General features: G+C 69.1%; 29 protein-coding genes. 10 read left to right on the top strand and 19 right to left on the bottom strand.

What is annotated here, in order from left to right; translation table 11 throughout:
- Nucleotides 1–224: 224 nt before the first annotated feature.
- From ACRDTB_RS19870 to ACRDTB_RS19850, 5 genes are all read right to left on the bottom strand, one after another.
- Nucleotides 225–971 (bottom strand): ABC transporter permease, encoded by a 747-nt coding sequence (locus tag ACRDTB_RS19870; RefSeq protein ID WP_431432346.1) that lies wholly within the window; start codon nt 969–971, stop codon nt 225–227.
- Between the two features lie 156 nt (nt 972–1,127).
- Nucleotides 1,128–1,940, bottom strand: coding sequence for an ABC transporter ATP-binding protein (locus ACRDTB_RS19865; RefSeq protein WP_431432345.1), 813 nt, complete (start codon nt 1,938–1,940; stop codon nt 1,128–1,130).
- Nucleotides 1,941–1,948: 8 nt separating this feature from the next.
- Nucleotides 1,949–2,785: an ABC transporter permease gene (locus tag ACRDTB_RS19860; RefSeq protein ID WP_431432343.1), complete on the bottom strand. Its 837-nt coding sequence runs from the start codon at nt 2,783–2,785 to the stop codon at nt 1,949–1,951.
- A complete protein-coding gene (locus tag ACRDTB_RS19855; RefSeq protein WP_431432341.1) occupies nt 2,766–3,788 on the bottom strand; it encodes an ABC transporter substrate-binding protein in 1,023 nt (340 codons plus the stop codon). The genes ACRDTB_RS19860 and ACRDTB_RS19855 overlap by 20 nt, the downstream gene beginning before the upstream one ends.
- 114 nt (nt 3,789–3,902) lie before the next feature.
- Nucleotides 3,903–4,640 carry a GntR family transcriptional regulator gene (locus ACRDTB_RS19850; RefSeq protein WP_431432339.1) on the bottom strand — a complete coding sequence of 246 codons (738 nt, stop codon included), beginning with the start codon at nt 4,638–4,640 and terminating at the stop codon, nt 3,903–3,905.
- 255 nt (nt 4,641–4,895) lie between these two features.
- Between ACRDTB_RS19850 and ACRDTB_RS19845 the strand changes: the two genes are divergently transcribed.
- The 5 genes from ACRDTB_RS19845 to ACRDTB_RS19825 are packed head-to-tail and all read left to right on the top strand — an operon-like array spanning nt 4,896 to nt 9,715.
- Entirely contained in the window at nt 4,896–5,807 is a 912-nt protein-coding gene (locus tag ACRDTB_RS19845) for a dihydrodipicolinate synthase family protein (protein ID WP_431432336.1), read from the top strand.
- Between the two features lie 12 nt (nt 5,808–5,819).
- A complete protein-coding gene (locus tag ACRDTB_RS19840) occupies nt 5,820–6,686 on the top strand; it encodes a dipicolinate synthase subunit DpsA (protein ID WP_431432335.1) in 867 nt (288 codons plus the stop codon).
- Nucleotides 6,687–6,709: 23 nt separating this feature from the next.
- The gene (locus ACRDTB_RS19835) at nt 6,710–7,141 is read left to right on the top strand and encodes a VOC family protein (protein ID WP_431432333.1); all 432 of its coding nucleotides are present in this window, start codon (nt 6,710–6,712) and stop codon (nt 7,139–7,141) included.
- Between the two features lie 10 nt (nt 7,142–7,151).
- Entirely contained in the window at nt 7,152–8,099 is a 948-nt protein-coding gene (locus tag ACRDTB_RS19830) for an amidohydrolase family protein (protein WP_431432331.1), read from the top strand.
- The gene (locus ACRDTB_RS19825; protein ID WP_431432330.1) at nt 8,096–9,715 is read left to right on the top strand and encodes a gamma-glutamyltransferase family protein; all 1,620 of its coding nucleotides are present in this window, start codon (nt 8,096–8,098) and stop codon (nt 9,713–9,715) included. The genes ACRDTB_RS19830 and ACRDTB_RS19825 overlap by 4 nt, the downstream gene beginning before the upstream one ends.
- Before the next feature lie 244 nt (nt 9,716–9,959).
- Here ACRDTB_RS19825 and ACRDTB_RS19820 read toward each other — a convergent pair whose 3' ends face one another.
- The 4 genes from ACRDTB_RS19820 to ACRDTB_RS19805 all read right to left on the bottom strand — a co-directional run bounded on the left by ACRDTB_RS19820 (nt 9,960) and on the right by ACRDTB_RS19805 (nt 12,527).
- Complete coding sequence (locus ACRDTB_RS19820) at nt 9,960–10,124, bottom strand: hypothetical protein (RefSeq protein ID WP_431432328.1); 165 nt, start codon at nt 10,122–10,124, stop codon at nt 9,960–9,962.
- Nucleotides 10,125–10,331: 207 nt separating this feature from the next.
- Nucleotides 10,332–10,724 (bottom strand): hypothetical protein, encoded by a 393-nt coding sequence (locus ACRDTB_RS19815; protein ID WP_431432326.1) that lies wholly within the window; start codon nt 10,722–10,724, stop codon nt 10,332–10,334.
- 128 nt (nt 10,725–10,852) lie between these two features.
- Nucleotides 10,853–12,034 carry a cation:proton antiporter gene (locus ACRDTB_RS19810; protein WP_431432324.1) on the bottom strand — a complete coding sequence of 394 codons (1,182 nt, stop codon included), beginning with the start codon at nt 12,032–12,034 and terminating at the stop codon, nt 10,853–10,855.
- A gap of 10 nt (nt 12,035–12,044) precedes the next feature.
- The gene (locus tag ACRDTB_RS19805; protein ID WP_431432323.1) at nt 12,045–12,527 is read right to left on the bottom strand and encodes a cation:proton antiporter regulatory subunit; all 483 of its coding nucleotides are present in this window, start codon (nt 12,525–12,527) and stop codon (nt 12,045–12,047) included.
- Between the two features lie 686 nt (nt 12,528–13,213).
- Between ACRDTB_RS19805 and ACRDTB_RS19800 the strand changes: the two genes are divergently transcribed.
- Nucleotides 13,214–13,936: a hypothetical protein gene (locus ACRDTB_RS19800; protein WP_431432321.1), complete on the top strand. Its 723-nt coding sequence runs from the start codon at nt 13,214–13,216 to the stop codon at nt 13,934–13,936.
- 81 nt (nt 13,937–14,017) lie between these two features.
- Here the strand turns inward: ACRDTB_RS19800 and msrB are convergent, their stop codons facing one another.
- Nucleotides 14,018–14,440 carry a peptide-methionine (R)-S-oxide reductase MsrB gene (msrB, locus tag ACRDTB_RS19795; RefSeq protein ID WP_431432320.1) on the bottom strand — a complete coding sequence of 141 codons (423 nt, stop codon included), beginning with the start codon at nt 14,438–14,440 and terminating at the stop codon, nt 14,018–14,020.
- Nucleotides 14,441–14,455: 15 nt separating this feature from the next.
- Entirely contained in the window at nt 14,456–14,788 is a 333-nt protein-coding gene (locus ACRDTB_RS19790; protein WP_431432318.1) for a hypothetical protein, read from the bottom strand.
- 23 nt (nt 14,789–14,811) lie between these two features.
- Here ACRDTB_RS19790 and ligD point away from each other — a divergent pair, with 23 nt between their 5' ends.
- Nucleotides 14,812–15,855 (top strand): non-homologous end-joining DNA ligase, encoded by a 1,044-nt coding sequence (ligD, locus tag ACRDTB_RS19785; protein ID WP_431432317.1) that lies wholly within the window; start codon nt 14,812–14,814, stop codon nt 15,853–15,855.
- Nucleotides 15,856–15,973: 118 nt separating this feature from the next.
- On the opposite strand, the gene ACRDTB_RS19780 is transcribed toward ligD, so the two are convergent.
- On the bottom strand, nt 15,974–16,444 hold the full coding sequence (locus tag ACRDTB_RS19780) for a hypothetical protein (protein WP_431432315.1): 471 nt from the start codon (nt 16,442–16,444) through the stop codon (nt 15,974–15,976).
- 212 nt (nt 16,445–16,656) lie between these two features.
- Between ACRDTB_RS19780 and ACRDTB_RS19775 the strand changes: the two genes are divergently transcribed.
- Nucleotides 16,657–16,857 (top strand): hypothetical protein, encoded by a 201-nt coding sequence (locus ACRDTB_RS19775; RefSeq protein WP_431432314.1) that lies wholly within the window; start codon nt 16,657–16,659, stop codon nt 16,855–16,857.
- Nucleotides 16,858–16,898: 41 nt separating this feature from the next.
- Here ACRDTB_RS19775 and ACRDTB_RS19770 read toward each other — a convergent pair whose 3' ends face one another.
- Together ACRDTB_RS19770 and ACRDTB_RS19765 are read right to left on the bottom strand one after the other, a co-directional pair.
- Nucleotides 16,899–17,735 carry an endonuclease/exonuclease/phosphatase family protein gene (locus tag ACRDTB_RS19770; RefSeq protein WP_431432313.1) on the bottom strand — a complete coding sequence of 279 codons (837 nt, stop codon included), beginning with the start codon at nt 17,733–17,735 and terminating at the stop codon, nt 16,899–16,901.
- A gap of 13 nt (nt 17,736–17,748) precedes the next feature.
- The gene (locus ACRDTB_RS19765) at nt 17,749–19,296 is read right to left on the bottom strand and encodes an alpha/beta fold hydrolase (RefSeq protein WP_431432311.1); all 1,548 of its coding nucleotides are present in this window, start codon (nt 19,294–19,296) and stop codon (nt 17,749–17,751) included.
- 103 nt (nt 19,297–19,399) lie between these two features.
- Between ACRDTB_RS19765 and ACRDTB_RS19760 the strand changes: the two genes are divergently transcribed.
- On the top strand, nt 19,400–20,473 hold the full coding sequence (locus ACRDTB_RS19760) for an ATP-dependent DNA ligase (RefSeq protein WP_431432309.1): 1,074 nt from the start codon (nt 19,400–19,402) through the stop codon (nt 20,471–20,473).
- Here the strand turns inward: ACRDTB_RS19760 and ACRDTB_RS19755 are convergent.
- Both ACRDTB_RS19755 and ACRDTB_RS19750 read right to left on the bottom strand, forming a co-directional pair.
- Nucleotides 20,454–21,200, bottom strand: coding sequence for a pyrimidine reductase family protein (locus ACRDTB_RS19755; protein WP_431432307.1), 747 nt, complete (start codon nt 21,198–21,200; stop codon nt 20,454–20,456). The genes ACRDTB_RS19760 and ACRDTB_RS19755 overlap by 20 nt on opposite strands.
- Before the next feature lie 36 nt (nt 21,201–21,236).
- Nucleotides 21,237–21,398 carry a hypothetical protein gene (locus ACRDTB_RS19750; protein WP_431432306.1) on the bottom strand — a complete coding sequence of 54 codons (162 nt, stop codon included), beginning with the start codon at nt 21,396–21,398 and terminating at the stop codon, nt 21,237–21,239.
- Nucleotides 21,399–21,539: 141 nt separating this feature from the next.
- On the opposite strand from ACRDTB_RS19750, the gene ACRDTB_RS19745 reads away from it, so the two are divergent.
- Complete coding sequence (locus ACRDTB_RS19745; protein WP_431432304.1) at nt 21,540–23,165, top strand: ATP-binding cassette domain-containing protein; 1,626 nt, start codon at nt 21,540–21,542, stop codon at nt 23,163–23,165.
- Here ACRDTB_RS19745 and ACRDTB_RS19740 read toward each other — a convergent pair.
- The 3 genes from ACRDTB_RS19740 to rocD all read right to left on the bottom strand — a co-directional run bounded on the left by ACRDTB_RS19740 (nt 23,150) and on the right by rocD (nt 25,688).
- Nucleotides 23,150–23,614, bottom strand: a complete 465-nt coding sequence (locus tag ACRDTB_RS19740; protein ID WP_431432302.1) for an Lrp/AsnC family transcriptional regulator — start codon at nt 23,612–23,614, stop codon at nt 23,150–23,152. The two genes, ACRDTB_RS19745 and ACRDTB_RS19740, sit on opposite strands and share 16 nt — an antisense overlap.
- A 327-nt stretch (nt 23,615–23,941) precedes the next feature.
- Nucleotides 23,942–24,391: a hypothetical protein gene (locus tag ACRDTB_RS19735; RefSeq protein ID WP_431432300.1), complete on the bottom strand. Its 450-nt coding sequence runs from the start codon at nt 24,389–24,391 to the stop codon at nt 23,942–23,944.
- A gap of 82 nt (nt 24,392–24,473) precedes the next feature.
- Entirely contained in the window at nt 24,474–25,688 is a 1,215-nt protein-coding gene (gene rocD / locus ACRDTB_RS19730; RefSeq protein WP_431432298.1) for an ornithine--oxo-acid transaminase, read from the bottom strand.
- Nucleotides 25,689–25,780 lie beyond the last annotated feature (92 nt).

The following is a 25,780-nucleotide window of genomic DNA, read 5'->3' as shown; positions in this document are numbered from 1 at the left end:
TGCCGAGTCTGCCGACGAGGACGAGTAGTCGTAGTGACTCGATGTCCAGTTCGCTCATAGCCACGGGGCATGACCTCCTAGTCCGTTGCCGGGTAGCGGGTTCGCCGGTGTCCATTCAGGATTGTGGAGTGACGTTGCCGGCCGACGCCACCCGTGCCGTCACCGGTCGGCTGGCGACGCGGATGCTCCGCGCCGCGAGGCGTCCGGGCGTGGTCCCGGTCCTGTCAGGATCTGGCGGTGGACGGGAGCCATCCGTTCACCCGCCGGTCGAGACCGCTTACCAAGGCGTTGGCCAGCAGCGCCACCGCGATGATGACGAGGAGCACGGCGAGGCTGGTTTCGACGTCCAGGCGCCGGCCGGCGTTTCTGATCACCGCGCCGAGTCCGACGATAGCGATGAACATCTCGCCGACGACCATGCCCTTCACCGCCCGGACCATACCGACCCGCAGGCCGGTCATGATGAGGGGCATAGCGGCGGGCACGATGACCCGCCGGGTGACCTGCCTGTCGGTGGCACACAGGGAACGTGCCATCTCGACGAGCGGGCGGGGTACCGAGCGGACAGCGTCAGCTGTGTTGATAATGACGATGAAGATCGCGTTCATCACGATCACGCCGAGGATCGGGCCACGGCCCAGGCCGAATATCGAGAAGAAGATCGGCGCGAAGACCAGCGACGGGGCGGTCAGAAACGCGTAGACGTAGATGTCCAGCGCTGCCTCGACCTTGCGGTAGCTGCCCATCAGCAGCCCGACGCCGATTCCGACGACGGCGGCGAGGATGTATCCGACGGCCAGGTTGAACAGGCTGTTGCCGAGGCTGGACAGGATCTGGCCGTCCGCGGTCATCCGGGCCAGGCGGGCGAGCACGGCGCTCAGTGGAGGCAGGAAGAGGATGTCGTACGCCCGTGCCGTGACCTCCCACAGCACGGCGCCGGTGAGCAGGGAGAAGAACCCGATCGGGATCACCGGCGAGACCGGACGTCTGGATCGCGGGGACGGTGCGCTGACGGTGGCTGATTTCACCGTCTCGACGGTTTCGCTCACGTGTGTACCGTCCTCGTGTCAGTGATCTTGGATCGGCCGCCGACGCACCCGAGGTGGTTCAGCTGGCAGCGCATCGCCCTAGCTCCTTGCCGACGGCGTTGCGTCCTGGGCGCCGCGTAGGTCCGGTTGGGCGCTGCGCAGCCTCTCCCAGAGCTCGTTGGTGATCCTGGCGAACTCCGGTGAGGTCACCATCGAGGACATGTGTGCGGCGCGTGGCCGCTCGAGGTGGACCGGAATGGTCTTCTCGATCCGGCCGGGCCGCGCGCTGAGCAGGACAACCCTGTCCGCGAGCATCACGGCCTCCTCGATCGAGTGTGTCACGAAGACGACTGTGGTGCGGGTGTCCTCCCAGATCCGCAGGAGCTCCTCCTGGAGTACCCGCCGGGTTTGCTCGTCGAGGGCGCTGAAGGGCTCGTCCATCAACAGGATCCGCGGCTCCACGGCCAGTGCCCTGGCGAGCCCGACTCGCTGCTGCATGCCGCCGGAGAGTTCGAGTGGCCGTCGGTGGGCGAACTCGGACAGGCCGACCATGTCGATCAGTTCGGCTGCCTTGCTTCTGCGGACGCTCACCGGTGTCTTGCGTAGTTCGAGGCCGAAGGCGACGTTGTCCAGGACCGTGGCCCACGGCAACAGCGCGAAGTTCTGGAAGACCATCGCCCGGTCGGGGCCGGGACCTCGAAGTGGCTGGCCGTCGATGACGATCTCGCCTTCCTCCCACGGCTGTAGGCCGGCGATCAGACGCAGCAACGTGGTCTTGCCGCAGCCGCTCGGACCGAGGATGGTGAGGAACTCGTTGTCGTGGATGGTGAGGTTGATGTCGGAGAGGACTTCGATGTGGCCCTGGTTGCGCTCACCGGGGAAGGTCTTGCTGAGATTCTGGATCTCGATCACTGTTGCTCCTAGTCGGCGAGGCGGGTGTCGTGTGACCACCGGCCGAGTCGACGCTCCAGCCAGCGAACGGCGTTGACTACGACGAGTGCCTCGACGACGACGAGGGCCACGATCGCGTACAGCAGCTCGGACTCGAACATGGCGGTGAACTGCTGAATCTGGTATCCGATTCCGACTGAGATCATGAGCAGCTCGACGATGACCATGCCTTCGATGGCGCGGCCCACGCCGATACGGATACCGGTCATCACCCCCGGCATGGCGCCGGGCAACAGAATTCTCCACCAGATCTTGCGCTCCGAGGCGCCGAAGCTCCTAGCCATCTCCAGCAGGCTCGTGTCGACTTTTCGTACTCCGGCCGCGCTGTTGACGATGACGTACGGGACGGTGAAGAGGACGACGATGATGACTCGTGACACCAGGCCGAGGCCGAACGCGATGATGAGGATCGGGATGAGCGCTGCGGTGGGTGTCACGAGGAGGATGCTCATGTACGGTGCCGAGGCGCGGTCCACAATGGAGAACCGCGCCATGGCGAAGCCGATGGGAATACCGACCAGACTGACCGCGAAGCCGATGACGAACGCCTCGTTGCTGATGAGGAACGCATTCCAGATCTCAGGGGTCCGGACAAGCTGGAACATGCCTTCCACGGTTCCGGAGAACAGCGGGATGAGCATGCTGTCCGCGTAGCCGGCGAACACCTCCCACAGGCAGCCGAAGACGGCCAGGGTCAGCAGGCGGTAGGTCCACGGTGAGGCGACGACCCGTGCCCACAGCGTGGGAGGTTGGCGGCGGGGCCTTCGACCTGGGCGCAGGACCTGTTCACCTGCGGCCGAGCTCATCGAGCACCTCGTTCAGGAAGGTGAGGTCCGCGAACTCCTCTACTGGCATGATCTTGTCAGTCGCGCCTGTGCCGTCGGGCCCGAAGAAGTCCATTGTGTACTTGAGTCCTTCCTCGGTGAGTTCCGCGTTCTCCGGGAAGATCTCGAGCTCGACGTAGCTCCTGGCGACTTCCTCCACGGTGCTCTGGTCGATCACGTCGGGGACATAGGTATTCGCGATCTCCACCAGGTACTCGGGGTTGCCGGCAATCTCTCGGTGCTGCTCGACGACTGCCCGTACGAAGGCCGTCACGGCCTCCGGGTTCGCCTCGGCGAAGTCGCCGTTGACATAGATCGCATCGGTGTAGAGGTCCGGCAGCGACTCGGCGAAGCTTGCCAACTGGCGGTACCGCCCTTCACCCCGGCTCTGCAACGTGATCGCGTCGCTCAACTCCAGCGGTGAAGCATCGATCTCGTTGGCGAGTAGGGCGGCCAGACGATTGGAGGAGCCGGAGACCACCACGTAGCTCGGTTCGGTACCGGGGCAGGTCGTCTCGACGTAGCGCTCCACCATCTTCGTGCTGTCGCCACCCGGACTGTGGATGGCCAGCCGCTTGCCATCCAGATCGGCGCACTCCGAAATGTCCTGCTGCCCCCACACGGTCCACTCGTTGGCGTTACGGAGGACGACCGCCTTCAAGTTCGCACCCTTGGACACCGCGGTCAGCATGCTTCCGGTGGCCGCCACGCCGAAGGCGAACTGTCCCTGTGCGGTGCCCGCGGTGACGAGTTCCGACTCGGCCAGCACCGGGGCCTCGATCTCGTAGCCATCCTGCCGGAGCTGTTCAAGCGCGGCGAGCGTCGGTGCGTGGGATATTCCGTGCGATGTGAACGCGACGGTGAAAGATTTGGTTTCGGTAGCAGGGTTACCGTCCGAGGGACCCGATTCCGGCGCCTCCTCGCCACAGGCCGTGAGTAACATCAGGGCGATCGTGGCGGCAGCCGCGTAGGTTCTCTTCTGCATTGGTCATACCTCGAATCTGGGTGCGCCATCAAATTTCGGTTCTTGCTGGACCATCCCCAAACTGGTACCCGTAGTGCGCCATTGCTTCGGTGGATCAGAGTCAGTCCATCTGGGTTACATGCCTTTGCTGTCCCGGTCAGTGGAGTAGATGTTCGTCGCATCGGCTGCGGCAAGCACTTTGCCGAGCACGAAGTCGATATGTTGTGTCGCGGCGGCCGCGGCACGGTCCGGATCGCCCTGTCGGATGGCTTTGAGAATGTCGATATGCTGGTGCGCGCACTGGATCGAATCGCCACCGTCCGGCACGTCGCGCTGCCGTAGAACACTGGTGAGCACGAGGAAGTTCCGGGTCAGCTCGGTCAGCTGAGAGTTGCCGGACGCCTGGGCCAGCGTGTTGTGAAAGGTCCAGTCGGCGGCGCGGAAACCTTCGGCGTCACCTGCCTGCGCGTTGACGAGCGCATCGTCCGCCGCGGCCTGAAGTTGGTCGACGTCCTCCTTGGTGGCCTGCTCCACGGCGTGTCGAGACGTCGCCGCCTCGAGCGCTGCGCGCACCCCATACGCCTCGACGATTGCCTTGCGCGAGGGGCGCACCACGCGGGCGCCTCTCTTGCCGTCGAACTCGACCAGGCCGATGACCTGCAGGCGCAGCAGTGCCTCCCGGACGGGCGTCTTGCTGACGCCGAGCCATGAGGCGATGCGCGCCTCCGACACCCGGCCGCCAGGCTCCAGCGTCTTGTCGATGATGGCGCCGCGGATCGTCTCGTACACCACTTCGGTCAGGCTCTGCGGCTTCTCCATCAGCTGAATCAGGGCAGCGGGCCCTTTGTTGTCACCTTGCGGTGCGTACTGCATACAAAGTATGATACGTGATATATGATGTAGGTCAAGCGCAGACCGTTGATCGTGCCGCTCTTCGGTGCGTCCGCCCCGTCGCCGGTGACGAGGGCGGTGTAGTGAGTCAGGTGCCGATATGTCGATCACTGCAGATAGTGTCCACTGCACGCTTTTCGGTGGCACGCAGGCTGAACACCTCATCGCGCCGACCGTGCCCCAACGGTCGGTCACCCCTGGTCATCGAAGACGGGGTCTCGTCGAGGCGATGCGGCCATGACGACCGAGCCGATGTGGCTGTATGCCATAGCCCCGACGCAGTTCGCCGGTTCCGGTGTGGTGGACCTCGCCGCCATGATCGACAACGCGGCCGAGATGGCGCACCACGGCATCGACCACTTCTTGCTCACCGGAGCCTACGGAGAGTTCCAGAGCCTCGGCGACGACGAGCGCGTGGCCATCGTCGAGGCCATGGCTGGTTGCGGCCATGCCAGGTCCTTGCTGGTCGGGGCGTCCCATCCGTCGACAGAGGCCACGGTGTCACTGGCTCGGAGGCTGCTCGACGCCGGCGCGAACCTGATCATGGTGGCGCCACCGATGCTGGCCGAACTCACCGCGGACGACGTCCGCCGGCACTTCGACCACCTCGCAGGCCATGTCGAGGCACCCCTGGTGGTCTACAACAACCCGGTTTTCGGCATGGAGCTGACCGCGGCCGAACTGGGTGGCCTGGCGGCGTTGGGGCCATACGTCGCGGTGAAACAGGGCGCCACTCGCATCTCCGATGCGATCGCGAGTGTTCACGAGGTCAGGGCGGCCTCCGGTGGGGCCGTGAAGGTGCTTGCCGCGTCGGACGCGGCGGCGTCGGTCACCCTTGCCGCTGGGTTCGACGGCCTTACTTCGACGAACTCGTGGGTGTTCCCGAACGCGTTCATGTCAATGGTCTCGGCCGCGGCGGAGGGAAGACCCGGCCACATGCGGGAGATCCGAATGGCGCTGGACCCGTACTTCCGTGCCGTGCGGAAGCTCGGCCAGCCGCGTGCGGTCAAGGCCGCGATGCGGATCCGCGGATACGCCGGATCGAGCTCGGTCCGCCTGCCCTACACGGGTGTTTCTCGTGCCGAAGCCGAACAGCTGGCGCTCGCGGTCGAGGAATGCGACCAAAAGCTGGCGGACATCAACGTCTGAAGGGAACGGGCCATGGCCGAAGGCAGGATCGCCATCCTCGGAGGCGACAAGAGAGAGCTCTACGTCGCAGGCAAGCTGGCGTCCGGTGGGTACGATGTCGCGCTGTTCGCCTGCGATGTCGACGACGGCGGCGACCTCGACAACGAGTCCTCCGTCGAGGCGGCCGTGCAGGGCGCCCGGTGGATCATCGGCCCGTCGCCGGGGCTGGGTGCCGGCGATACGGTCTACGCCCCGGTGTACTCCGGATCCGTGGTCCTCGACGAGACCCTGCTCGCCCGGTCGGACGCGGCCAAGGGCGGGCTGGTGCTCGGCATGGCATCACCGACCCTGACTCAGACCGCGCGACGCCTCGCGATTCCAGTGTTCGAGACGAAAGCGGACCGCTCCCTCGCCGTCCTGAACGCGACGTCGGTTGCGGAGGCGGTCCTCTGCCTGATCGTCCAGGGCACGGATCGCCTGCTGCGGGAGTACCGCGTCCTGGTTCTCGGATACGGGGCGACCGCCGTCGCGATCACCGACTACCTGCTCGCGTTGCGGTGCCCGGTCACCGTCAGCTGCAGGTCCGATGTGGACCGTGCGAGGGCGGAGCAGCGAGGGGCGACGGCGGTCGCCTACGACGCCAGGATGGACGAGTTCGCCTCCACCGACATAGTCATCAACACGGTGCCGAGTGTCTCGGCGATCTCGGAGGAGGTGTTCGCGCTACTCGGCGACGCGAAGGTGATCGACATCGCCTCACCCCCCGGCGGGCTCGACCATGCACGCGCGAGTGAACTCGGGTTCGCGGTCACCTGGGCACGCGGGCTCGCCGGTTCCAGAGCCCCGGTCTCGGTTGGCGAGGCGAGGTTCGCTTACCTGGAGAGGTTGCTTCGTTCGTAGCCCTTCGAACAAAGGAAATGACAATGGCAAAGATTCGTCACATCGCGTTCTCGACACCGGAACCCGAGGCCACCGCGGAGTTCTACAAGCGGGTCTTCGACATGCAGGAGGTGGGGCGGACCGACTCCCCGTACGCCGTGGGGATCTACCTCAGCGACGGGGACCTCAACGTCGCAGTGCTGAGGTTCAAGACGCCCGAGGCGGCGGATCGCCGTGACGGCATGGGACCCGTGACGGGGCTGCACCACTTCGGATTCTGGGTGACCGACATCGAACAGACCCGCCGCCGGTTGGACGAGATGGGCGCCACGCACCGCGAGGCGCGCGCCACGTCCGCCAAGACGAGCTTCTTCGAGGAGAAGTACCAGGGGCCCGACGGGGTGATGATCGACATCACCGAACACGGATGGAAGGGCGCTCGAGATCCCAGAGACGAGACGGTCACCCGGAGCTGAGGAGACCCACGTGCCCAACACCATCAGACGGGTCGACGCCCACGTCCACATCGGCAGCTTCGCCGTTCTGGAGGATCTCTCCTCAGAGATCAGCTCGAAGAGCGACGTGATTGGCTTCCGGTCCCGCTCGCCGCAGAAGTTCGCTGCTCAGGCCGAGCAGGAGGTCATCGACAACACCCCACAGCTGCTACGGGCACTCGATCGCTACGCTCTCGACGCGGCCATCGTCATGGCCCGACCCGGTGTGCCGGACAAGAAGGTCGCCGAGATGGCCGGGCGCCACCCGGACCGGCTGGTCCCGCAGCTGCGAATCGGACTGCAGCAGCAGCTGACCGGATACCTCGACGATCCCACGGAGTACCGCGCCCAGGCTCCCGACGAAATCTCCAGGAGCGTGCGGGAGCACGGTTTCGTCGGCGTGGGCGAGATATTCATCCGCAGCCTCACCAAGGCCATTCACCCGGAGGAGATCGCGGACGACCTCGGGCCGCTCGTCGAAAGGTGCATCGAGGAGGACATACCGGTCTCGTTCCCAACCGGCTGGTCACAATGGAAGGGCGGGCTGTACTACGGCGATCCGGTGTGGCTGGACGAGTTGGCCGGCCGGCACCCAGACGCCCGCTTCGTGCTCACGAAGATGGGCCGGGGCTCAGTCACCATCTTCGAGACCGTGATGGCCGTGGCGATGCGTAACGTGAACGTGTCGCTTGACCTGACGCACAGCACGTCGGCACATCTGAGCGAGGCGGTTCGGGTACTGGGTGCGAGCAGGGTCATGTTCGGCACCGACTGGTCGGCAACCTACCAATACCTCACCGAACCGAACGACGTCCACGGTGTCACCATCGACATGGTGAACGGCGCGGACATCACCGATGAGGACAAGGAACTCATCATGGGTCGCAACGCCATCCGGTTCTTCAAGCTGGAATCGCGACTCGGCGGTTCGAAACCATGACAGACGGGGACATCCCGCACCCGCGTCGGTCCGTGCTCTCGGCCGACGGCATGGTGTCCTCCAGCCACCCGGCGGTCAGCTTCGTCGGCGCCCGGACCCTTGCCGCAGGCGGCAACGCGGTCGACGCCACCCTCGCCATGGCGGCGATGTCGTGGCTCGCGTTGCCCGCCCAGTGCGGTGTCGGGGGTGACGCCTTCGCCGTGGTGCTGGAGCCCGACGGTACCGTGTGGACGGTGGGTGGCAGCGGGTTCGGACCCGACGGCGGCACGGCGGAGTTCTACCGAGACCACGGTCTGAACGCGGTTCCATTGGAAGGCGCGCTCGCGGTCGCGGTGCCCGGTGGTGTCGCGGCGATGCACGCGATGCACACCCGATCCGCGTCGATGTCGCAGGAGGAACTCTGGGCACCGGCACTGGCCGCCGCCGAGCGGGGAATGCCGTGCACGTTCCGGACGCACGAGGACATCCGCGACCATCGTGAGGCGCTCGCCGGCGACCCCGGCACCGCCGAGATGTTCCTGCCGAACGGCGCCGTACCGCCGGTAGGCATGCGCCTGCCCAAGCTGGACCTGGCGAACTCGATGCGAGAGCTGGCGAAGGACCCGCTGGGCTTCTACACGGGCGTTCTGGCCGAACGTGCCGTCGCGGTACTCGGTCGTGCCGGCGCGCCGTTCAGCGGTGCGGAGTGGGCGGCTGGCGCGCACGTTGCCCTGGAGTCGTCGGTCACCGGCCGGTACCGCGACCTGGTCGTGCATCAGACACCGTCACCCTCACCGGGGTGGATGCTGTTACAGCAGGCCGCGATATGCGACGGCCAGCTCGCGTCGCGGGAGTGGTTGAGTGCGGAGTCCGTGCACTGGATGGCGGGCTCGGCCCGGGTGGCGTTTCGCGATCGCTGGGAGCACTGCGGTTCGGACAACAGCGCGTGGCGCACCCTGCTCGGCGACGCCGCGGTCGCCAAGGCACGCGCGGGTCTTGCTGCGGGCATGCTGGCGACCGCACCGGGGATCCGCCCTGGCGGGGACACCACGTCCATGGTGGCGGTCGACATGCAGGGGCGCGCGGTGAGCTTCATCCACTCGCTTGCGTTCCCGTTCGGTGCCAGGATGACAGTGCCCGGAACGGGGATCGTGCTGAACAACCGGCTTGGCCGCGGTGCGTATCTCGCCGAAGACCACCCCAACGGCGTGCGCCCGCGCCGCAAGCCGCTGCACACGCTGAACGCATGGCTGGCCACCGACTCGACAGGGCACCTGATCCACGTTGGCAACACCCCTGGTGGTGACGGTCAGGTGCAGTGGAACATGCAGATTCTGTCCCACCTCGCCGACCACGGCTTGGGTCCACAGGACGCGGTGACTGCGCCCAGATTCGTCGTCTTCCCCGGCAGTGACGCCGACGTAGTGGGGCAACCAGAGGAGCTGCGCTGCGAGTCCCGGATGAGCGGCCACGTCCTGACCCGACTGACCGAGCTCGGCCACCGGGTCCGGGTGGTCGGGCCATGGGCAGCGGGTGGGAGCGCCGTCGTGATCACGGCCGACCATGAACGCGGTTGCCTGTCCGGTGGGGCTGATCCGAGGCAGGACGGCATCGCTCTGGGCGGATGTAGGTCGTAGAGCTTGGCCGTCCACGCCCCGCCGGCAGAGTCGTCCGGCAGAGTTTGTGTGGCGCAAACGGCCGGCGGCGCCGTACTCGATGAGGACGGTGTGCGAGGTCATCGTCGGCATCCTCACCAGCCCGCCGCTCGTCGCCATTGGCGTGCCCTGACCGTCCACAAGAGAACACCGGTGTAGTCACGCGGCAGATCATGTCCACATTGGGACGACAGCACGGTCAGCCACGCCGGTGCACACCGGACCCCTAGGCCAGGGCCACGTACAGGAACGCCAGCACGGTACCCGGGCCGAGCAGAACACACAGGCCCATCGCGCCATAAAACGGCTTGTCCTTGACGAACATCGCCACCATCGCACCGGCTACGGCAGCGACCACGGCGAAAAACAGCACCAGCACAACGACAGACATATTCGGTCCTTCTGGGACGTCTTTCCCTGTGCCGGGCACCAGTCGTCGCCCAGTTGCCACCACAGCCCGGTGGCGGCCCGCAACGGACCCAGCACAGCGAAGAGAAACAGGAGTCAATGGCTCGCATGCGGCACGCCGCGCCACCGTCCAGGCGCGGGTGAGTGCGACAGGCGTGTCGAGAACGGGTTCAGATTCGGATCATCCGGTTCACGCGAACGGGGGCGCCCGACTCGACCGCGGTGTCGGCGTCGCGGCCGCCATCCCAGTGCCGCCTACCTCGCCGATGAGCAACCGTCCCCGCGGCGCGCACGCATCGGTCGCGCGCGGGCACACGGCCCACCAGGTATCCGACAACGCCGTGGCCAGCGAACGCAGCGTCCCTGTCGACAGCCGTAGCCAGTCCTGAAGGTCGTCGTGCATCGACGGCGCGGCCGATGCCGACCCGCCGATCGTCGATGTCCATTGCGGCAGTGCCTGATGCCGCACCGCATTCCCGGTGCCGACGCCGGTGCCCGGCGTTACGGCAGCGGGCACTCCGAACAGCACCAGCAGCAAGGCGAGCAGGAGCCCGAACCGGCCCGCTCTCGCCGCTACCTGCACCCGCTCGGCTCCCTCACCGCACCACGAACTGTTCCGAAGTATGCACAGCTTACGTGTGGGCCCGGCAGCGTCGAGGTCTGACACCGTGGTCTGAAAACAGCGGTACGGACCCGACATCGGTGACGACGTCAGGTCGCCGGAGCGGGCTTGAGTCGGCGTCGCAGTGCGGTGGCGGCGGGTTCGACGAGTCTGGCGGTGAGGGGGCCGAGGATGGCCATGAGCAGGACATAGGCGGTGGCCAGGGCGGCGAGCTGGTCGTCGACCGCGCCGGCGGTGACCGCGAGTCCGGCGATGACGATGGAGAACTCTCCGCGCGCGACCAGGGCCGCGCCCGCGCGGGCGCGGCCCATCCGGGCGATGCCTTGGTGTTGGGCGGCCCACCAGCCGGTGGCGAGCTTGGTCAGGGTGGTGACCAGCGCCAGCACGAGCGCGGTGCCGATGACCGGGGGGATCGTGGTGGGGTCGGTGTTGAGGCCGAATACGACGAAGAACATCGCGGCGAACAGATCGCGTAGGGGTTCGAGGAGTTTGGTGGCGTTTTCCGCGGTCGAGCCGGAGATCGCGATGCCGAGTAGGAACGCGCCGACGGCGGCGGACACCTGCAGCTGGGAGGCGATGCCGGCGACGAGCAGTGCGGCGCCGAGCACGCGCAGCAGGAACACCTCGGGCTCGGGGCTGTCGACGACCATCGACACGAACCGGCCGAACCGCAGCGCCACCACGAGCACGATCGTGACCACGACCAGGGAGATGCCGACCGCGGTCAACCCGCCCAGCAGGGTCGCTCCGGCCAACAACGCGGTGAGGATCGGCAGGTAGACGGCCATCGCGAGATCCTCGAATACCAGGATCGACAGGATGACCGGGGTTTCCCGGTTGCCGAGCCGGCCCAGGTCGCCGAGCACCTTGGCGATGATGCCGGAGGACGAGATGTACGTGACACCTGCCATGGCGAGCGCACCGACCGGGCCCCACCCCAGCATCAGCGCGACCGCGGCGCCGGGCAGCGCATTGAGCACCAGGTCGAGCAGGCCTGACATCCACGACCGTTTCAGGCCGGTTACCAGCTCTGCTGCCGAGTACTCCAGCCCGAGCAGCAGGAGCAGCAGGATGACGCCGATCTCGCTGGCTAGGTGCGCGAACTCCTCGATGCCGTGCAGCGGCAGCAGACCGCCCGCGCCGAACGCGAGGCCACCGACGAGATACAGCGGGATGGGAGAGATGCCGATCCGCCAGGCGAGGCGACCGAGGATGCCGAGGCCGAAGAACACTGCCCCCAGTTCGATGAGGGAGATGGCGGTGTTGTGCATGCCGTCGGGATCAGCCCTTGTCGAGCACGTCGACGGCCTTCGCGAGGCCCTCGGCGGTGCCGACCGTCACCAGCAGGTCGCCGGCGCTGAGCACGAAGTCCGGGCGGGGCGACGGGTGGACCGTGCCCGCACGGACCACCGCGACGACCGACACCGCGGTGCGGGTGCGCAACGCGGTGTCCCCGAGTGTCCTGCCGTCATAGGGCGAGCGGGGGGCGAGCATCAGCTGCCGGGTGTTCACCCCGTCGAGATCGCGGTGCTGCTTTTCTAGCTGGGCCACCAGGTGCGGCCCGCCGAGCAGGTTCGCCAGCGCACCGGACTCCTCCGGGGTCAACGGGATCGACGCCACGCACGAGTCGGGGTCATCCTGCTTGTAGACGATCAAATCGAAATGCCCGTCTCGGTGGGTGATCACCCCGATCCGTCGTCCGGAACGAGCGACGAAGTCCTGACGTGTGCCTATCCCAGGCAGTGGGGTCACCTCGACATTCACCCGATCACGTTACAACGATGTCCGATTCGTTCCCCGCCTGTTCACGCGTCGCGTTGGACACGGTTGTCGGGAACGAGCCCCGCGCCCGGTGCCTGGTGCGGGTCCGACCTGCAGGGTCGGGGGCGGCAGGGTCGCGGCCGGTGGGTTCGGGGTCGCCGTGCTCGCCGAACCAGCGGGCGAGTTTCCCTCGCCGACCAATTCGACCGCGCCAAGCACCTCGCACGAACCATCACCTACTCTCCTTCGCTGGCGGAGGCGCTGGCGCGGGTAGCCGGCGTGGCCGCGGAGCCCGGTGAGTCCGGACGTGCCACCCGCCTTCTCGACGACGCCGAGCAGATCGCCCGCACGGACGCCGGTTTCCACTGGCAGGCGAATACGCTGTCGCGGGTAGCCGGATCGGTTGCCACAGCGGGCGATTTCGACCGTGCCGAACACATCGCGCACACCATCACCGGTTTCCACTCGCGGGCGAAAGCGCTGGCGCGGATAGCCGGGGCAGTTGCCAAGGCCGGCGACTTCGACCGAGCTGAGCGCATCGCCCGCACCATCACCGACCGCCACTGGAGGAGGATGCGCGCAACTGGAAGACGAAGGCGCTCACACGGGTTGCCGAGGCGGCTGCCAAGGCCGGTGATTTCGAGCGCGCCGAACACATCGCCCACACCACGACGGAATCCTACTATCGGGTGGATATGCTGGCGCGGATAGCCGGGGCGGCGGCGGAGGCCGGTGATTTCGAGCGGGCCGAGCAGATCACCCACACCATCACCGATGATCCCATTTCATCCGCGAATGCGCTGATGTGGATAGCCGAGGCGGCTGCCAAGGCCGGCGATTTCGAGCGCGCCGAACACATCGCCCATGCCATGACGGACGGCTACCGGCAGGCGAAGGCGCTGGCGCGGGTAGCCGGTGTGGTTGCGGAGGCCGGTGAGTCCGGACGTGCCACACGTCTCCTCGACGAAGCCGAGCACATCGCCCGGACCAGCACTGAACGCTTCGAGTCCAATCGGGTGAATATGCTGGTGTGGGTCGCCGAGGCAGGTGCCAAGGCCGGTGAGTCCGGACGTGCCGCACGCATCCTCGACGATGCCGAGCGGCTCGCCCACACCATCGACCACACCTACTCGCGAGCGGACGCGCTGGCGCGGGTAGCCGAGACGGTTGCCAAGTCCGGCGACTTCGACCGCGCCGAGCGGATTGCCCACACCGTTACGCTGGATCGTTCGCACAGGGCCAAAGCACTCGTGGCGTTGGCGCAGAACAGCTCATCCCCGCGTAGAAAACATGTCGTAGCCGACGTGTTGAGACTTGAGAACTGGCAGCCTTCTGTAGACGTATTGACCGAGTTGGCTCCCGCGACGCCTGAGGTGATCCTCACCGAACTCACCGCCGTTGGGCTAGCCTGAACCCCTATTGGCACGCGTCGGTATCTCACACCGGCGGAGTCGATTCATGAATCGCCAGGCGCCGTCCCCGCGGCCCGCCGGCTACTCGGCTGGGACGAGCTTGAGGCTGATCGAGTTGATGCAGTAGCGCTGGTCGGTGGGCGTGGGGTAGCCCTCGCCTTCGAAGATGTGGCCGAGGTGGCTGTGGCAGGCGGCGCAGAGCACCTCGACGCGGACCATGCTCAGGGCGCGGTCCTCGCGGAGGAGTACCGCGTCCGAGTCCTGCGGGGCATAGAACGACGGCCAACCGCAGTGGGACTCGAACTTCGTGTCGCTGCGGAAGAGCTCCGCGCCGCACGCCCGGCACTCGTACACGCCCACCGTCTTGGTGTCGGTGTACCCGCCGGTCCACGGGCGCTCGGTGCCGGCCTGGCGCAGGACCGCGTACTCCTCCGCCGTCAGCTCCTGGCGCCACTCCTCGTCCGACTTCACCACGTTCGGGGTGGCGTCCACGTCCTGGTTCATGCCTCCACGCTATCCCTATCTGACCAACGTCGAGAGCGCGTACCCTAGCGTGTCCCACACGGCCACCGTCACGCCCAGCAGGATCAGCAGCGCGAGGATGCTCGCCATCAGCTTGTGGTGGCCGCCCAGCCGGTTGGCGGACGCGGCGAAGTCGGTCATGTCCGACAGGTAGCCCTCGACGGTGAAGCTCGGGTGCACACGCCGCTGCCGCCGCAGGTGCTCGGCGAACGCCCTGGCCTCCGGGTCGTTCGGGTCCAGCCCGAGCAGCTCGTCGTCGAACTGGTCCCCCAGGGGATCAGCCGGCCGGCGCGGGGTGTCGTCCGGGTCCTGGATCCCGTTCACGGCCATGGCCACCACGGTAGCCTGACGACGTGGCGGAGGCGATCGAACTCACCGTGGGCGGGCGCACGGTGCGGGTGTCCAACCCGGGCAAGCCGTACTTCGCGGACAAGGGGATCACCAAGGGCGACGTCGTCCAGTACTTCCTGTCCGTCGGCGACGGCATCCTCGGTGCGCTGCGTGACCGGCCCACCACGCTGGAGCGCTGGCCGTCCGGCGTGTTCGAGGGTGCGAAGCTCTCGACCCGCGCCGACAACCGGGGCGACGCCTTCTACCAGAAGCGCGTCCCCAAGGGCGCGCCCGACTACGTCGAGACCGCGCGGATCACCTTCCCGAGCGGCCGGCCCGCCGACGAGGTGTGCCCGACCGAGCTCGCCGTCGTCGCGTGGGCGGTGAACCTCGGCACGCTGACGTTCCACCCCTGGCCCGTCCGCCGCCCCGAGGTCGACCGGCCCGACCAGCTGCGCGTGGACCTCGACCCCCAGCCGGGCACCTCGTTCCGCGACGCGGTCACGGTCGCGCACGAGCTGCGCGGGCTGCTCGACGAGCTCGGCATGACCGGCTTCCCGAAGACCTCCGGCGGCCGCGGTCTGCACGTCTACGTGCCGATCGAGCCACGCTGGACCTTCGTCGAGGCGCGCCGGGCGCTGATCGCGCTCGGCCGCGAGCTCGCGCGGCGGATGCCCGATCAGGTCACCGTGAACTGGTGGAAGGAGGAGCGCGGCGAGCGGATCTTCATCGACTTCAACCAGATGGCCCGCGACCGCACGATCGCGTGCGCCTACTCGATCCGCCCGACCGCCCGCGCGCTCGTGTCCGCCCCGCTGGCGTGGGACGAGATCGACGACGCCGAACCCGAGGACCTCGACGCGCACACGATGCCGGCCCGGTTCGCGAAGGTCGGGGACCTGCACGCGGGCGTGGCCGAGCGGGCCTGCTCGCTCGAGCCGCTCCTGGAGCTGGTGGCCCGCGACGAGCGCGACGGCCTCGGCGACCTGCCCTACCCGCCCGAGTACCCCAAGATGGCGGGCGAGCCGAAGCGCGTACAGCCCTCCCGCGCCCGCCCCGAGGAGTGAAGGTCTCACCATGACCAACGGAACCTCAGGGGACCGTGACGGTGCCCAGCCACAAGTACGTGGATATCCGCACGATCCGCTGGAACGCAACGCACACTTTTAATTCCGGGGAGGCGGGCTAGCGAGGCGGGCCAGCGAGGCGCCAGGGCAGGCAGCCGGCCGAGTCGATGCGCTCGCCCTTGCGGATGGTGACCGTGCCCGCGTCGTTGACCACGCCGTTCTGGATGAGGTCACCGCGCGGACCGGTGCGGCTCCAGTAGCAGCCGCCGGCGTTGCTGCCGTCCGGGCCGTCGGTCCGGTACGCGCCCGCCTGGACGTCCACGCCGACCTGGAACAGGCCGTCGGAGAACTCGGCGAGCGGGGGCGACGGCGGGGGAGCCGTCACGGTCTGGGTCACCGTCTGCGTCTCGAACTGCGTGGCGGTGACGGTCACCCGGGTGGCGGCCGGTGCCTCGCCTTCGCTCGACCCGGAGGCGGCCACCGTCCCCACGATCGCCGCCACCGCGGTCACCACGACCCCCGCGACGGTGAGGACCAGCCACGGCCAGAGCGGCCACCGGTGCCCGGTCCCGCTGGTCTCCTTCACCATTCCGACTCCTTGCGCCGCTGCCTAGCAGTCGTCACCCAGCACGTTCCTGTTACGAGTTCCCGGGAGCGTATGTCCGGTCCAGCGCCGCTCCAGGGCTCCGACCACCCATTTTGACCCCGCCGCGACCGGCTCGGGCCGGCCGCGGTTGATTTCGGCCACCTCAGCAGGAAGCATCGGAAGCGTCCGACGCAACCCGAGCCGGAGAGGCAGCCGTGACGCAGCAGTACGTCGTTCGCTATGTCGGCGGGCCACTCGACGGCCGGGTGGACACGCTGGCCGAGCTGCCCGACGAGCCGCGCAGCACGGTGACCCACGTGCACCTGCACGAGGGTCCGAAGATCGTCCATCATTACGACCTCTGCTACGCCGTCGAGTACGGTTGCGAGTACCGCGTCCGCGCCGAGGAAGAGTAGCGTCCGAGCGGCCGTAGGCCAGCCGCCACGCGGGTTAACCCTTACCTTCGGACAGTGACGTCAGCGACGACCGGCCGGTGGTCGGAGGCCAGTGTGTCGGGCACCCGGGCGTCGCGCGCGTGCACGCCTGCGGAGACCGTGACGTAGTCGATCCGCTTGGCCGGCGCGTCGGCCGGGTAGGTGGCGCCGGGCTCGGGCGACGTCCACGCGTCCGACAGTCGGGTCCACAGTGGAGCGAGCTCGGGCGCGGCCGGCTCGGCGTTGAAGTCGCCCAGCAGCACCTGCCGGGCGCCGTGCGGGTCCTCGCCGAGGATCCGCAGCGTGTCCGCCACCTGCATCTCCCGCACCGCCGGGTCCGGCCGGTAGTCGAGGTGTGTGGTGTAGACGTGCACCGGCACGCCACGCACGAGCACCACGGCCTCGGCGAATCCGGGCATCGGCCTCGGCACCGGATTCGGGTCCTGAGTGGACAGACGGGTGATCAGGTGGTTCTCGGTGTGGACGATCGGGTGCCGGCTGAGCACGGCGACCCCGTAGCGGCGGCGGGGTTCGCCATCGGTCAGCGGTGGCAGGTCGTAGATCGGCGCGAAGAACACGCGCATGTCGAGCATCCGCGCGAGGTCGCGCGCCTGGTCCTGGAAGTCGCTGCGCGCGTCCCAGTGGACATCGACCTCCTCGAGGCCCACCACGTCCGCGCGGCTGTCTCGGATCACCGACGCGGTCCGGGCGAGGTCGAGCGCGCCGTCGGTGCCGATCCCGGTGTGGATGTTGTAGCTCATCACCCGCAGCGCGACCTCGTGGCCGGGCGCGGCGGACGCCGGCGGGGTGAGCAGCGACAGGATGAGCAGTGCGGCCAGGAGCAGGGAAATCCGGCGCATCGTCGAACCTTTCTCAGGGTGGGCAGACCGTCCCGTTGCGCGGCACCTTAGCGTCGGTGAGGAAGCTCAACGCGGCTTTCGTGGCACAGTCGGAGAAGCCGAGCGCGCCGTGCCCGCCGCCCTGCCACGACATGTACACCCCGGACTCGAGCTGTTGCGCGGCCCGCTCGGTGCCCTGCTCGGGGGTGACCGCGTCGCTGGCGGTGCCGAGCACGACGATCGGCGGGGCGTCGGGCGCGGTGGGTGTCGGCAGCGGCTGGTTCGGCACGGTCCACGGGCTGCACAGCGCGAGCCGCTGCGCGGCCACCGGGCCGAACGTGGGGAACCGCTTCTTCCAGTCGTCGCCGAACTGCTCGACCCGCTCCGGGGACAGCCGCGTCTTGGTGTCGTTGCACCTGGTCACCAGCGTCGAGTCCAGCGTCGCCGCCTGCGAGCTCGTGCCGATCACCACGGGCACGAGCAGCTCGACGAGCCCGGACGGGTCTCGGTCGCCCGCCTTGTCCAGCGCCGCCGACAGCGTGGGCCACAGCGACCGGTCGGCCAGCCCGAGCATGACCGCGTACAGCGCCGAGCCCGCGGTGATGTCCAGGTCCGTGTCGGTGATCGGGCTCGTCCGCAGCTCGCCGAGCAGGTTCAGCAGCTCGCGCTCGGGGTCGCTGCCGAGCTCGCACCGCCGGTTGACGCAGTCCAGGGCGAACGCGTCGAACGCGGCCTCGGCGCCCTTGGCCACGCCTTCCAGCGCGGTCGCGGCGTCCTGGGTGGGGTCGGGCACGCCGTCGAGCACCATCCGCCCGACGCGGTCGGGGAAGCGCTCGGCGTACACCGACAGCACCCGCGAGCCCTCGCCGTGCCCGATGCCGTTCAGCGTGGGCACGCCGAGCACGTCGCGCAGCGTCTCCACGTCGGCGGCGGTGCGCCAGGTGTCGATGGCGGGCAGCTGGGACTCCAGCTGGATCGAGCACTGCTGCCCGGCGGTCTGCGCGGCCTCCAGCCACACGTCGATCGGCAGGTCGGCCGGGTCGGTGTCGACGATGGTCCGCCGGACGGTCTCGGGCACGCAGCTGGCCGCGCCGGAGTTGCCGGTACCTCGGCGGTCCATGCCGATCAGGGTGAACTTCTGGAGGAACTCCTGCGGCAGCGTCGCGGCGAGGCGGGCGGCGTAGATCGTGCCCGGCAGCCCGTCGACGTCGTTGAGGACGACCAGCGGCACCTTGCCCTCGCCGGCCCGCAGCAGCTGCAGCCGGGCGAGCCCGCGGCCGGGTGCGTAGGGCGAGTCCAGGATCGCGTTGATCTTGCCGCACTCGATGGGCAGCCAGCCGGGCAGGTCCTCCTCGCCGAGCCGGACGAGGACCTCCTCGGAGCACTCCCGCCAGGCCAAGCCGCCGTCCATCTCCTCCAGCGGCGGCACCTCGGGCGTCCCGCCGGGCGCCTCGCTGGTGGCCTGCGGGGCCTCGTGGACGACGATCCCGGGGCGCGCGGACGGCCCGGCGGTGCAGGCGGTGGCCAGGCCGGCGGTGACGAACAGGAGGGCGATCCACCTCGCCCAGCGCCGCCCGGTCAACAAGATCCTCCCCTGCCTCCTCGTACACCCGCAGCGTCGCACGTCACGGGTATGGCTTCCGTGAGCGGAGCGACAATCCGACTCCGTGAGTAACAATGGCCGGGTGCAGCTGCCTGTGATGCCACCCGTGCCGCCGATGCTGGCCAAGTCCATCCCGCAGATCCCCGCCGGCCAGTTCTACGAACCGAAGTGGGACGGCTTCCGGTCGATCATCTTCCGTGACGAGGACGAGGTCGAGATCGGCAGCCGCAACGAGCGGCCGATGACCCGCTACTTCCCGGAGGTCGTCGAGGCGGTGAAGGCCAACCTGCCGCGGCGGTGCGTGATCGACGGCGAGATCGTGATCGCGAGCACCGAGAAGCAGGGCCTGGACTTCGACGCCCTGCAGCAGCGCATCCACCCGGCGGCGAGCCGGGTGAACCTGCTGTCCGAGCAGACACCGGCCAGCTTCATCGCGTTCGACCTGCTCGCCCTCGGTGACGAGTCGTACCTGGAGCGCCCGTTCAGCGAGCGGCGCGCGGCGCTGGAGCGGGCGCTCGAGTCGGCGAAGGCGCCGGTGCACCTCACGCTCGGCACGACCGACGCGAAGGTGGCCGAGGAGTGGTTCGACCTGTTCGAGGGCGCCGGTCTGGACGGGGTGATCGCCAAGCAGCTGGACGAGCCGTACCAGCCGGACAAGCGGATCATGAAGAAGATCAAGCACGAGCGCACCGCGGACTGCGTGCTCGCCGGCTACCGGGTGCACAAGTCCGGCCCGGACGCGGTCGGCTCGCTGCTGCTCGGGCTGTACGGCGACAACGGCAAGCTGGCGTCGGTCGGCGTCGTCGGGGCGTTCCCGATGGCCCGCCGCAAGGAGCTGATGGTCGAGCTGGCGCCGCTGGTCACGACGTTCGACGATCACCCATGGGCGTGGGCGGCACACGAGGCGGGGGAGCGCACGCCACGCAAGAACGAGGTCAGCCGGTGGAACGCCGGCAAGGACCTGTCGTTCGTCCCGCTGCGCCCGGAGCGGGTGCTCGAGGTGCGCTACGACCACATGGAGGGCGTGCGGTTCCGCCACACCACACAGTTCGTCCGCTGGCGCCCGGACCGCGACCCGCGCTCGTGCACCTACGACCAGCTCGAGCAGCCCGTCCGCTTCGACATCGCCGACATCCTCAGGCCCGCCGGTACCTGAGCATCAGGAACCCGTCCTCGGTCAGCACCGACGCGAGCTCCATGTCGAGCGGCTCGGGCCGCGGCATGCCCTCGGCGATCCGCGCGGCCCCAGCGCCGGTGAGCAGCGGCGCGATCGTCAGGCACAGCTGGTCGACCAGGCCGCCCGCGATCAGCTCGCTGAACAGGTGCGGGCCGCCCTCGCAGCAGACCCGCAGCAGGCCGCGCTCGGCGAGGGCGTCGAGGGCGCGGTTCAGGTCGACCAGCTCGTCGCCGGCGATGACGACGTCGGCGCCGGCCGCCTCCAGGTCGATGCGGCGGCTCTTCGGCGCGGCCTCGGTGGTCAGCACGATCGGCGGCACCAGCGTGTCGGCGACCATCGGCGTCTGCGGCCCGATCGAGCACCGGCCGGTCACCACGGCGATCGGCGGGATCGCGGAGAGCCCGAGGCGGGCGCGGCGCTCGGCCCGCAGCTCGGTGTGCTTGACGCCCCGGTACCCCTCGACGGTCGCCGTGCCGGCGCCGACGAGCACGACGTCGGACAGGTCGCGGCCGAGCGCGAAGATCTTCTTGTCCGCGGGGCTGGACAGGCCCTGCGAGCGGCCGGCGACGGTGGCCGCCCCGTCCGCGCTGCTCACGAAGTTGACCTGGAGCCACGGGCGGTCGAGCCGGGGCGGGTAGTCGTAGAGCTCCTCGAGCTCGCGGTCGCTCAGGCGGGCGGCGTCCGTGCCGAGCGGCAGCAGGTGCATTGGGTCATCTCAGCACGCGGCCGTGGCCGGCGCGCACTAGCGGTGTGTGCTGTTGCGATGCTGGTTGACGAGCGCCCACACCGAGACCGCCTCGCTGGACTCGTCGGCGCGTGATCGCCGGGCCGTGAGTGGTTCGGCCCGGCCGGCACCGGCCTCGAGCTCCTGGCGGATCTGGTCGTAGATCGGAGTGTCGGTCAACGCCAATCCCTTCCCGTCGCAGCAGCCCTCGCAGCTACGCAGCGTACCGCTTCGGATTCACACTGCCGCACCGCCTCCCCCCCTTCCGGCGAGCCGGAAAACCGTTCGCGTCGGACCGGCCCGTACCGGACGATTTGCGGAATGGGCGCGGGATTTCTCGAGGCGAGCGGGCTGGGCCACCGGCTCGACGACGGTCGCGAGCTGTTCGCGGACGTGTCGTTCCGGGTGAGCTCCGGTCAGGTGGTGGCGCTCGTCGGTGCGAACGGCGCCGGCAAGACGACGCTGCTGCGCATGCTCGCCGGACAGCTCGCGCCGCGCTCGGGTGGCGTCGGCGTGCAGGGCGGGCTCGGCGTGATGCCGCAGTTCATCGGCTCGGTCCGGGACGACCGGACGGTCCGCGACCTGCTGCTGGCGGTCACCCCGCCGGCGCTGCGGGCGGCCGCCGCGGGCCTGGACGCCGCCGAGCTGGCGATGATGGAGACCGACGACGAGCCGACCCAGCTGTGGTACGCGAACGCGCTGCACGAGTGGGGCGAGGCCGGCGGCTACGACGCCGAGGTGCTGTGGGACACCGTCACGGTCGCGGCGCTGGGCGTGCCGTTCGACCGGGCGCGGTACCGCGAGGTGCGGACGCTGTCGGGCGGCGAGCAGAAGCGGCTGGTGCTGGAGGCACTGCTGACCGGCGGCGAGCAGGTGCTGCTGCTCGACGAGCCGGACAACTACCTCGACGTGCCGGGCAAGCGGTGGCTCGAGCGCCGGCTCGCCGAGGCGACGAAGGCGGTGCTGCTGGTCAGCCACGACCGCGAGCTGCTCGCGTCGGTGGCCACCCACGTCGTGACGCTGGAGGGCGGCGGCACCTGGGTGCACGGCGGCGGGTTCGGCACCTGGCACGAGGCGCGGCTGGCGCGCTGGGAGCGGATGGCGGAGCTGCGCCGGCGGTGGGACGAAGAGCGCGAGAAGCTGGTCGAGCTCGTCCGCACCCTGCAGCAGCAGGCGAAGAACAGCGACGCGATGGCCGCGCGGTACAAGGCGGCGCAGACGCGGCTGCGGAAGTTCGAGGAGGCCGGCGCGCCGCCCCTGCCGCCGCGGGAGCCGCCGGTGCGACCGCGGCTGCGGGGTGGGCGGACCGGCCTGCGGGCGATCACGTGCGAGTCGCTGGAGCTGACGGGCCTGATGAAGCCGTTCGACCTGGAGGTGTTCTTCGGCGATCGGGTCTGCGTGCTGGGCTCGAACGGTTCGGGCAAGAGTCATTTCCTGCGGCTGCTCGCCGGCGAGTCGGTGTCCCACGCCGGTGCGTGGCGGCTGGGCGCGCGGGTGGTGCCGGGGCTGTTCGCGCAGACGCACCAGCATCCGGAGTGGGTCGGCCGCACGCTGACCGACATCCTGTGGCACGGCGACGGCGGCCGGTCCGGAATGGACCAGGGGACGGCGTCCGCGGCGCTGTCGAGGTACGGCCTGGCGGCGGCACGCGAGCAGCGCTTCGAGACGCTCTCGGGCGGGCAGCAGGCGCGGTTCCAGATCCTGCTGCTGGAACTGTCCGGCGCGACCCTGCTACTGCTCGACGAGCCGACCGACAACCTGGACCTGACGTCGGCGGAGGCGTTGCAGGACGCGCTGGAGTCATACGAGGGCACGGTGGTCGCGGTGACCCACGACCGGTGGTTCGCACGCTCCTTCGACCGGTACCTGGTGTTCCGCTCCGACGGAGTGGTGTCCGAAGTAGACGCTCCAGTGTGGGACGAAGGCCGGGTTCAGCGCGCCCGCTGACGGTTGTCCAGGATGCGGTCGCCGGGCATCGGGATGTCGTGCAGGAGCAGGCGGCTGCGCACCTCGCGGACCCCGTGCTCGGTCTTGAGCGCGTCGAGGACGCGTTCGAACTCGGTGGTGCCCGTGCAGGCGAGACGGAGTTGGTAGTCGTACTCGCCGGTGACCCGGAACGCCTCGACGATCTGCGGGATGCCGGCGAGGCTCTCGTGGAACCGCTTGTTGTCGTAGCCCTCGCGCAGGCGGACGTCGCTGATCAGGATGAGCGGGCGGCCGATCGCGTCGTAGTCGAGGTGTGCGTGGTACCCGCTGATGATCCCTTGCCTGCGCAGCCGCCGGACGCGGTCGGCGGTCGTGTTGGCGGAGAGCCGGACGGCGCGGCCCAGCTCCTGGTAGGTCAGCCGGGCGTCGTCGAGCAGCAGGGCGATGAGCCGGCGATCGATCGCGTCCATCTCGGTCCTTTCGTAGTCAGGCCGATGATATCTCGGCAGGCTTGCGTATATCCGAGCCATTTCCGAGCCACCATCGGCAAGGTGGCGACGAATATGTGGATACGTGGACCTGTTGCTGAAGTTGTTGCTCACGCCGACTCTCGTGCTGCTGGTGACGCTGGCCGCGCGCCGCTTCGGGGACCGGGTCGGAGGTCGGCTGACCGCGCTGCCACTGACCTCGGGGCCGCTGGTGGTCGTCGTGGTGTGCGGTCAAGGCGCGGCCACCGGGGAGGCGCTGGTGTCGGGGATCGTGTCCGGGATGCCGGCGGCCGCCGTGTTCCTGGCCGGCTACTGGTGGCTGGCCAGGCGCCGCGCGGGCGTCGTGGTGGCGGTCGGCGCCTGGATGGCCGCGGGTGCACTGCTGGCGTGGACGCGGCTGCCGGCCGGCGTGTCGCTGGCGTTGGTGGTGGCGGTACTGGTGGTGGCACGGGTGGCGCTGCGCCGTGCCGAGCGCGGCCTCCGGCCCCCCGGGATCCGGCGTAGCGGCGGCCACCGACGCTTCCGGGGGGCCGGCGGCGCGGCTGTGGACGACCGCGAGCTGGTCGTGCGGATCGGGGTGGTGACCGGGTGCGTCGCGGGGCTGTCCACCCTCGCCGAGGTGTTGCCGGCCCGGGTGGCCGGGATGCTGGCGGCGTTCCCGGTGCTGGTGTGCGTGCTCGCCGTGCTGACCCGCCGGCGCGGCGGGGCCGTGGCGGCTCGGGCGATGGTCGGCGGGGTGCTCGTCGGGTTGCCGGCCACCGCCGCGTTCTTCGGGGTGCTCGCGGCGACCCTCGGCCACGTGCCCGCCGGCGTGGGGTTCGCGCTGGCGGTCGCGGTCGCGCTAGCCGGCCAGTACCTCGGCGATCTTGTCGATGCCGTGGTCGAGGTCGGCCTGCGAGATGACCAGCGGAGGCGCCACGCGCAGCGTCGTGTCGTGGGTTTCCTTGCACAGCACGCCGCGCTCCATCAGGGTCTCGCTGATCTCCCGCGCGTGTCGGCCCGGCGCGATCTCCACGCCCGCCCACAGGCCGCGGCCCCGGACCTCCGCCACCCCGTGGCCGACCAGCTCGCCCAGCCGGCGGTGCAGGTGGTCGCCGAGCGTGCGGGAGCGCTCCTGGAACTCTCCGGTCGCGAGCAGCTTGATGACCGCCCGGCCCACGGCGCACGCGAGCGGGTTGCCGCCGAAGGTCGAGCCGTGCTCGCCGGGACGCAGCACGCCGAGCACGTCCCCGCGGCCGACCACCGCGGACACGGGCAGGATGCCGCCGCCCAGCGCCTTGCCCAGCGTGTACAGGTCCGCCCGGATCCCCTCGTGCTCGGAGGCGAACAGCGTGCCCGTGCGCGCCAGTCCTGACTGGATCTCGTCGAGGATCAGCAGGACGTCGTGGTCGTCGCAGAGCTGGCGGACCTCGCGCAGGTAGCCGGCCGGCGGCACCAGCACCCCGGCCTCCCCCTGCACCGGCTCGACGAGCACGGCCGCGGTCCGCCGCGTGATGGCCGCCTCGAGCGCCTGCGCGTCCCCGTACTTCACCACCTGGAAGCCCGGTGTGTACGGCCCGAAGTCGTTGCGCGCCACCGAGTCCGTCGAGAACGAGATGATCGTCGTCGTCCGGCCGTGGAAGTTCGAGCCGGCCACGAGGATCTCCGCGGTCCCGTCGGGCACGCCCTTGACCTGGTACGCCCACTTCCGCGCGACCTTGATCGCCGACTCCACGGCCTCGGCGCCCGAGTTCATCGGCAGCACCATGTCCGTGCCGGTGAGCTCGGCCAGCTCGCGGCAGAACAGCCCCAGCTGGTCGTGGTGGAACGCGCGACTGGTCAGCGTCACCCGCCCGAGCTGCTCGACCGCGGCCGCGACGAGCGCGGGGTGGCGGTGGCCGAAGTTCAGCGCCGAGTACCCGGCCAGGAAGTCCAGGTACCGCTTGCCGGCCACGTTGGTCACCCAGGCGCCCTCGGCCTCGGCGATCACCACGGGCAGCGGGTGGTAGTTGTGCGTGCTCCACGCCTCGTCGAGCGCGATCAGGTCGGCGGCATTCTGTGGGATACCAGCGGGCATACGAACAGATTAAGGCTCCGCCGCGATGGATTCATCCGCAGACCATTGCGCGGAGTGTGCCATCGTTGCGTGGTTCGAGCCGAGCGCAACCG

The organism is Actinophytocola sp. (assembly GCF_050699935.1).
Taxonomy (GTDB): domain Bacteria; phylum Actinomycetota; class Actinomycetes; order Mycobacteriales; family Pseudonocardiaceae; genus Actinophytocola.
The sequence above is the reverse complement of the archived record's forward strand: the minus strand, read 5'-3'. Positions and strand labels throughout refer to the sequence as shown.

Excerpts from the sequence above, each read along its gene's own strand:
- ACRDTB_RS19860 (WP_431432343.1), bottom strand. The coding sequence starts at position 2,785 with ATGAGCTCGGCCGCAGGTGAACAGGTCCTGCGCCCAGGTCGAAGGCCC.
- ACRDTB_RS19855 (WP_431432341.1), bottom strand. The coding sequence starts at position 3,788 with ATGCAGAAGAGAACCTACGCGGCTGCCGCCACGATCGCCCTGATGTTA.
- ACRDTB_RS19850 (WP_431432339.1), bottom strand. The coding sequence starts at position 4,640 with ATGCAGTACGCACCGCAAGGTGACAACAAAGGGCCCGCTGCCCTGATT.
- ACRDTB_RS19845 (WP_431432336.1), top strand. The coding sequence starts at position 4,896 with ATGACGACCGAGCCGATGTGGCTGTATGCCATAGCCCCGACGCAGTTC.
- ACRDTB_RS19840 (WP_431432335.1), top strand. The coding sequence starts at position 5,820 with ATGGCCGAAGGCAGGATCGCCATCCTCGGAGGCGACAAGAGAGAGCTC.
- ACRDTB_RS19835 (WP_431432333.1), top strand. The coding sequence starts at position 6,710 with ATGGCAAAGATTCGTCACATCGCGTTCTCGACACCGGAACCCGAGGCC.
- ACRDTB_RS19825 (WP_431432330.1), top strand. The coding sequence starts at position 8,096 with ATGACAGACGGGGACATCCCGCACCCGCGTCGGTCCGTGCTCTCGGCC.
- ACRDTB_RS19820 (WP_431432328.1), bottom strand. The coding sequence starts at position 10,124 with ATGTCTGTCGTTGTGCTGGTGCTGTTTTTCGCCGTGGTCGCTGCCGTA.
- ACRDTB_RS19810 (WP_431432324.1), bottom strand. The coding sequence starts at position 12,034 with ATGCACAACACCGCCATCTCCCTCATCGAACTGGGGGCAGTGTTCTTC.
- msrB (WP_431432320.1), bottom strand. The coding sequence starts at position 14,440 with ATGAACCAGGACGTGGACGCCACCCCGAACGTGGTGAAGTCGGACGAG.
- ACRDTB_RS19790 (WP_431432318.1), bottom strand. The coding sequence starts at position 14,788 with ATGGCCGTGAACGGGATCCAGGACCCGGACGACACCCCGCGCCGGCCG.
- ACRDTB_RS19780 (WP_431432315.1), bottom strand. The coding sequence starts at position 16,444 with ATGGTGAAGGAGACCAGCGGGACCGGGCACCGGTGGCCGCTCTGGCCG.
- ACRDTB_RS19770 (WP_431432313.1), bottom strand. The coding sequence starts at position 17,735 with ATGCGCCGGATTTCCCTGCTCCTGGCCGCACTGCTCATCCTGTCGCTG.
- ACRDTB_RS19755 (WP_431432307.1), bottom strand. The coding sequence starts at position 21,200 with ATGCACCTGCTGCCGCTCGGCACGGACGCCGCCCGCCTGAGCGACCGC.
- ACRDTB_RS19745 (WP_431432304.1), top strand. The coding sequence starts at position 21,540 with ATGGGCGCGGGATTTCTCGAGGCGAGCGGGCTGGGCCACCGGCTCGAC.
- ACRDTB_RS19740 (WP_431432302.1), bottom strand. The coding sequence starts at position 23,614 with ATGGACGCGATCGATCGCCGGCTCATCGCCCTGCTGCTCGACGACGCC.
- rocD (WP_431432298.1), bottom strand. The coding sequence starts at position 25,688 with ATGCCCGCTGGTATCCCACAGAATGCCGCCGACCTGATCGCGCTCGAC.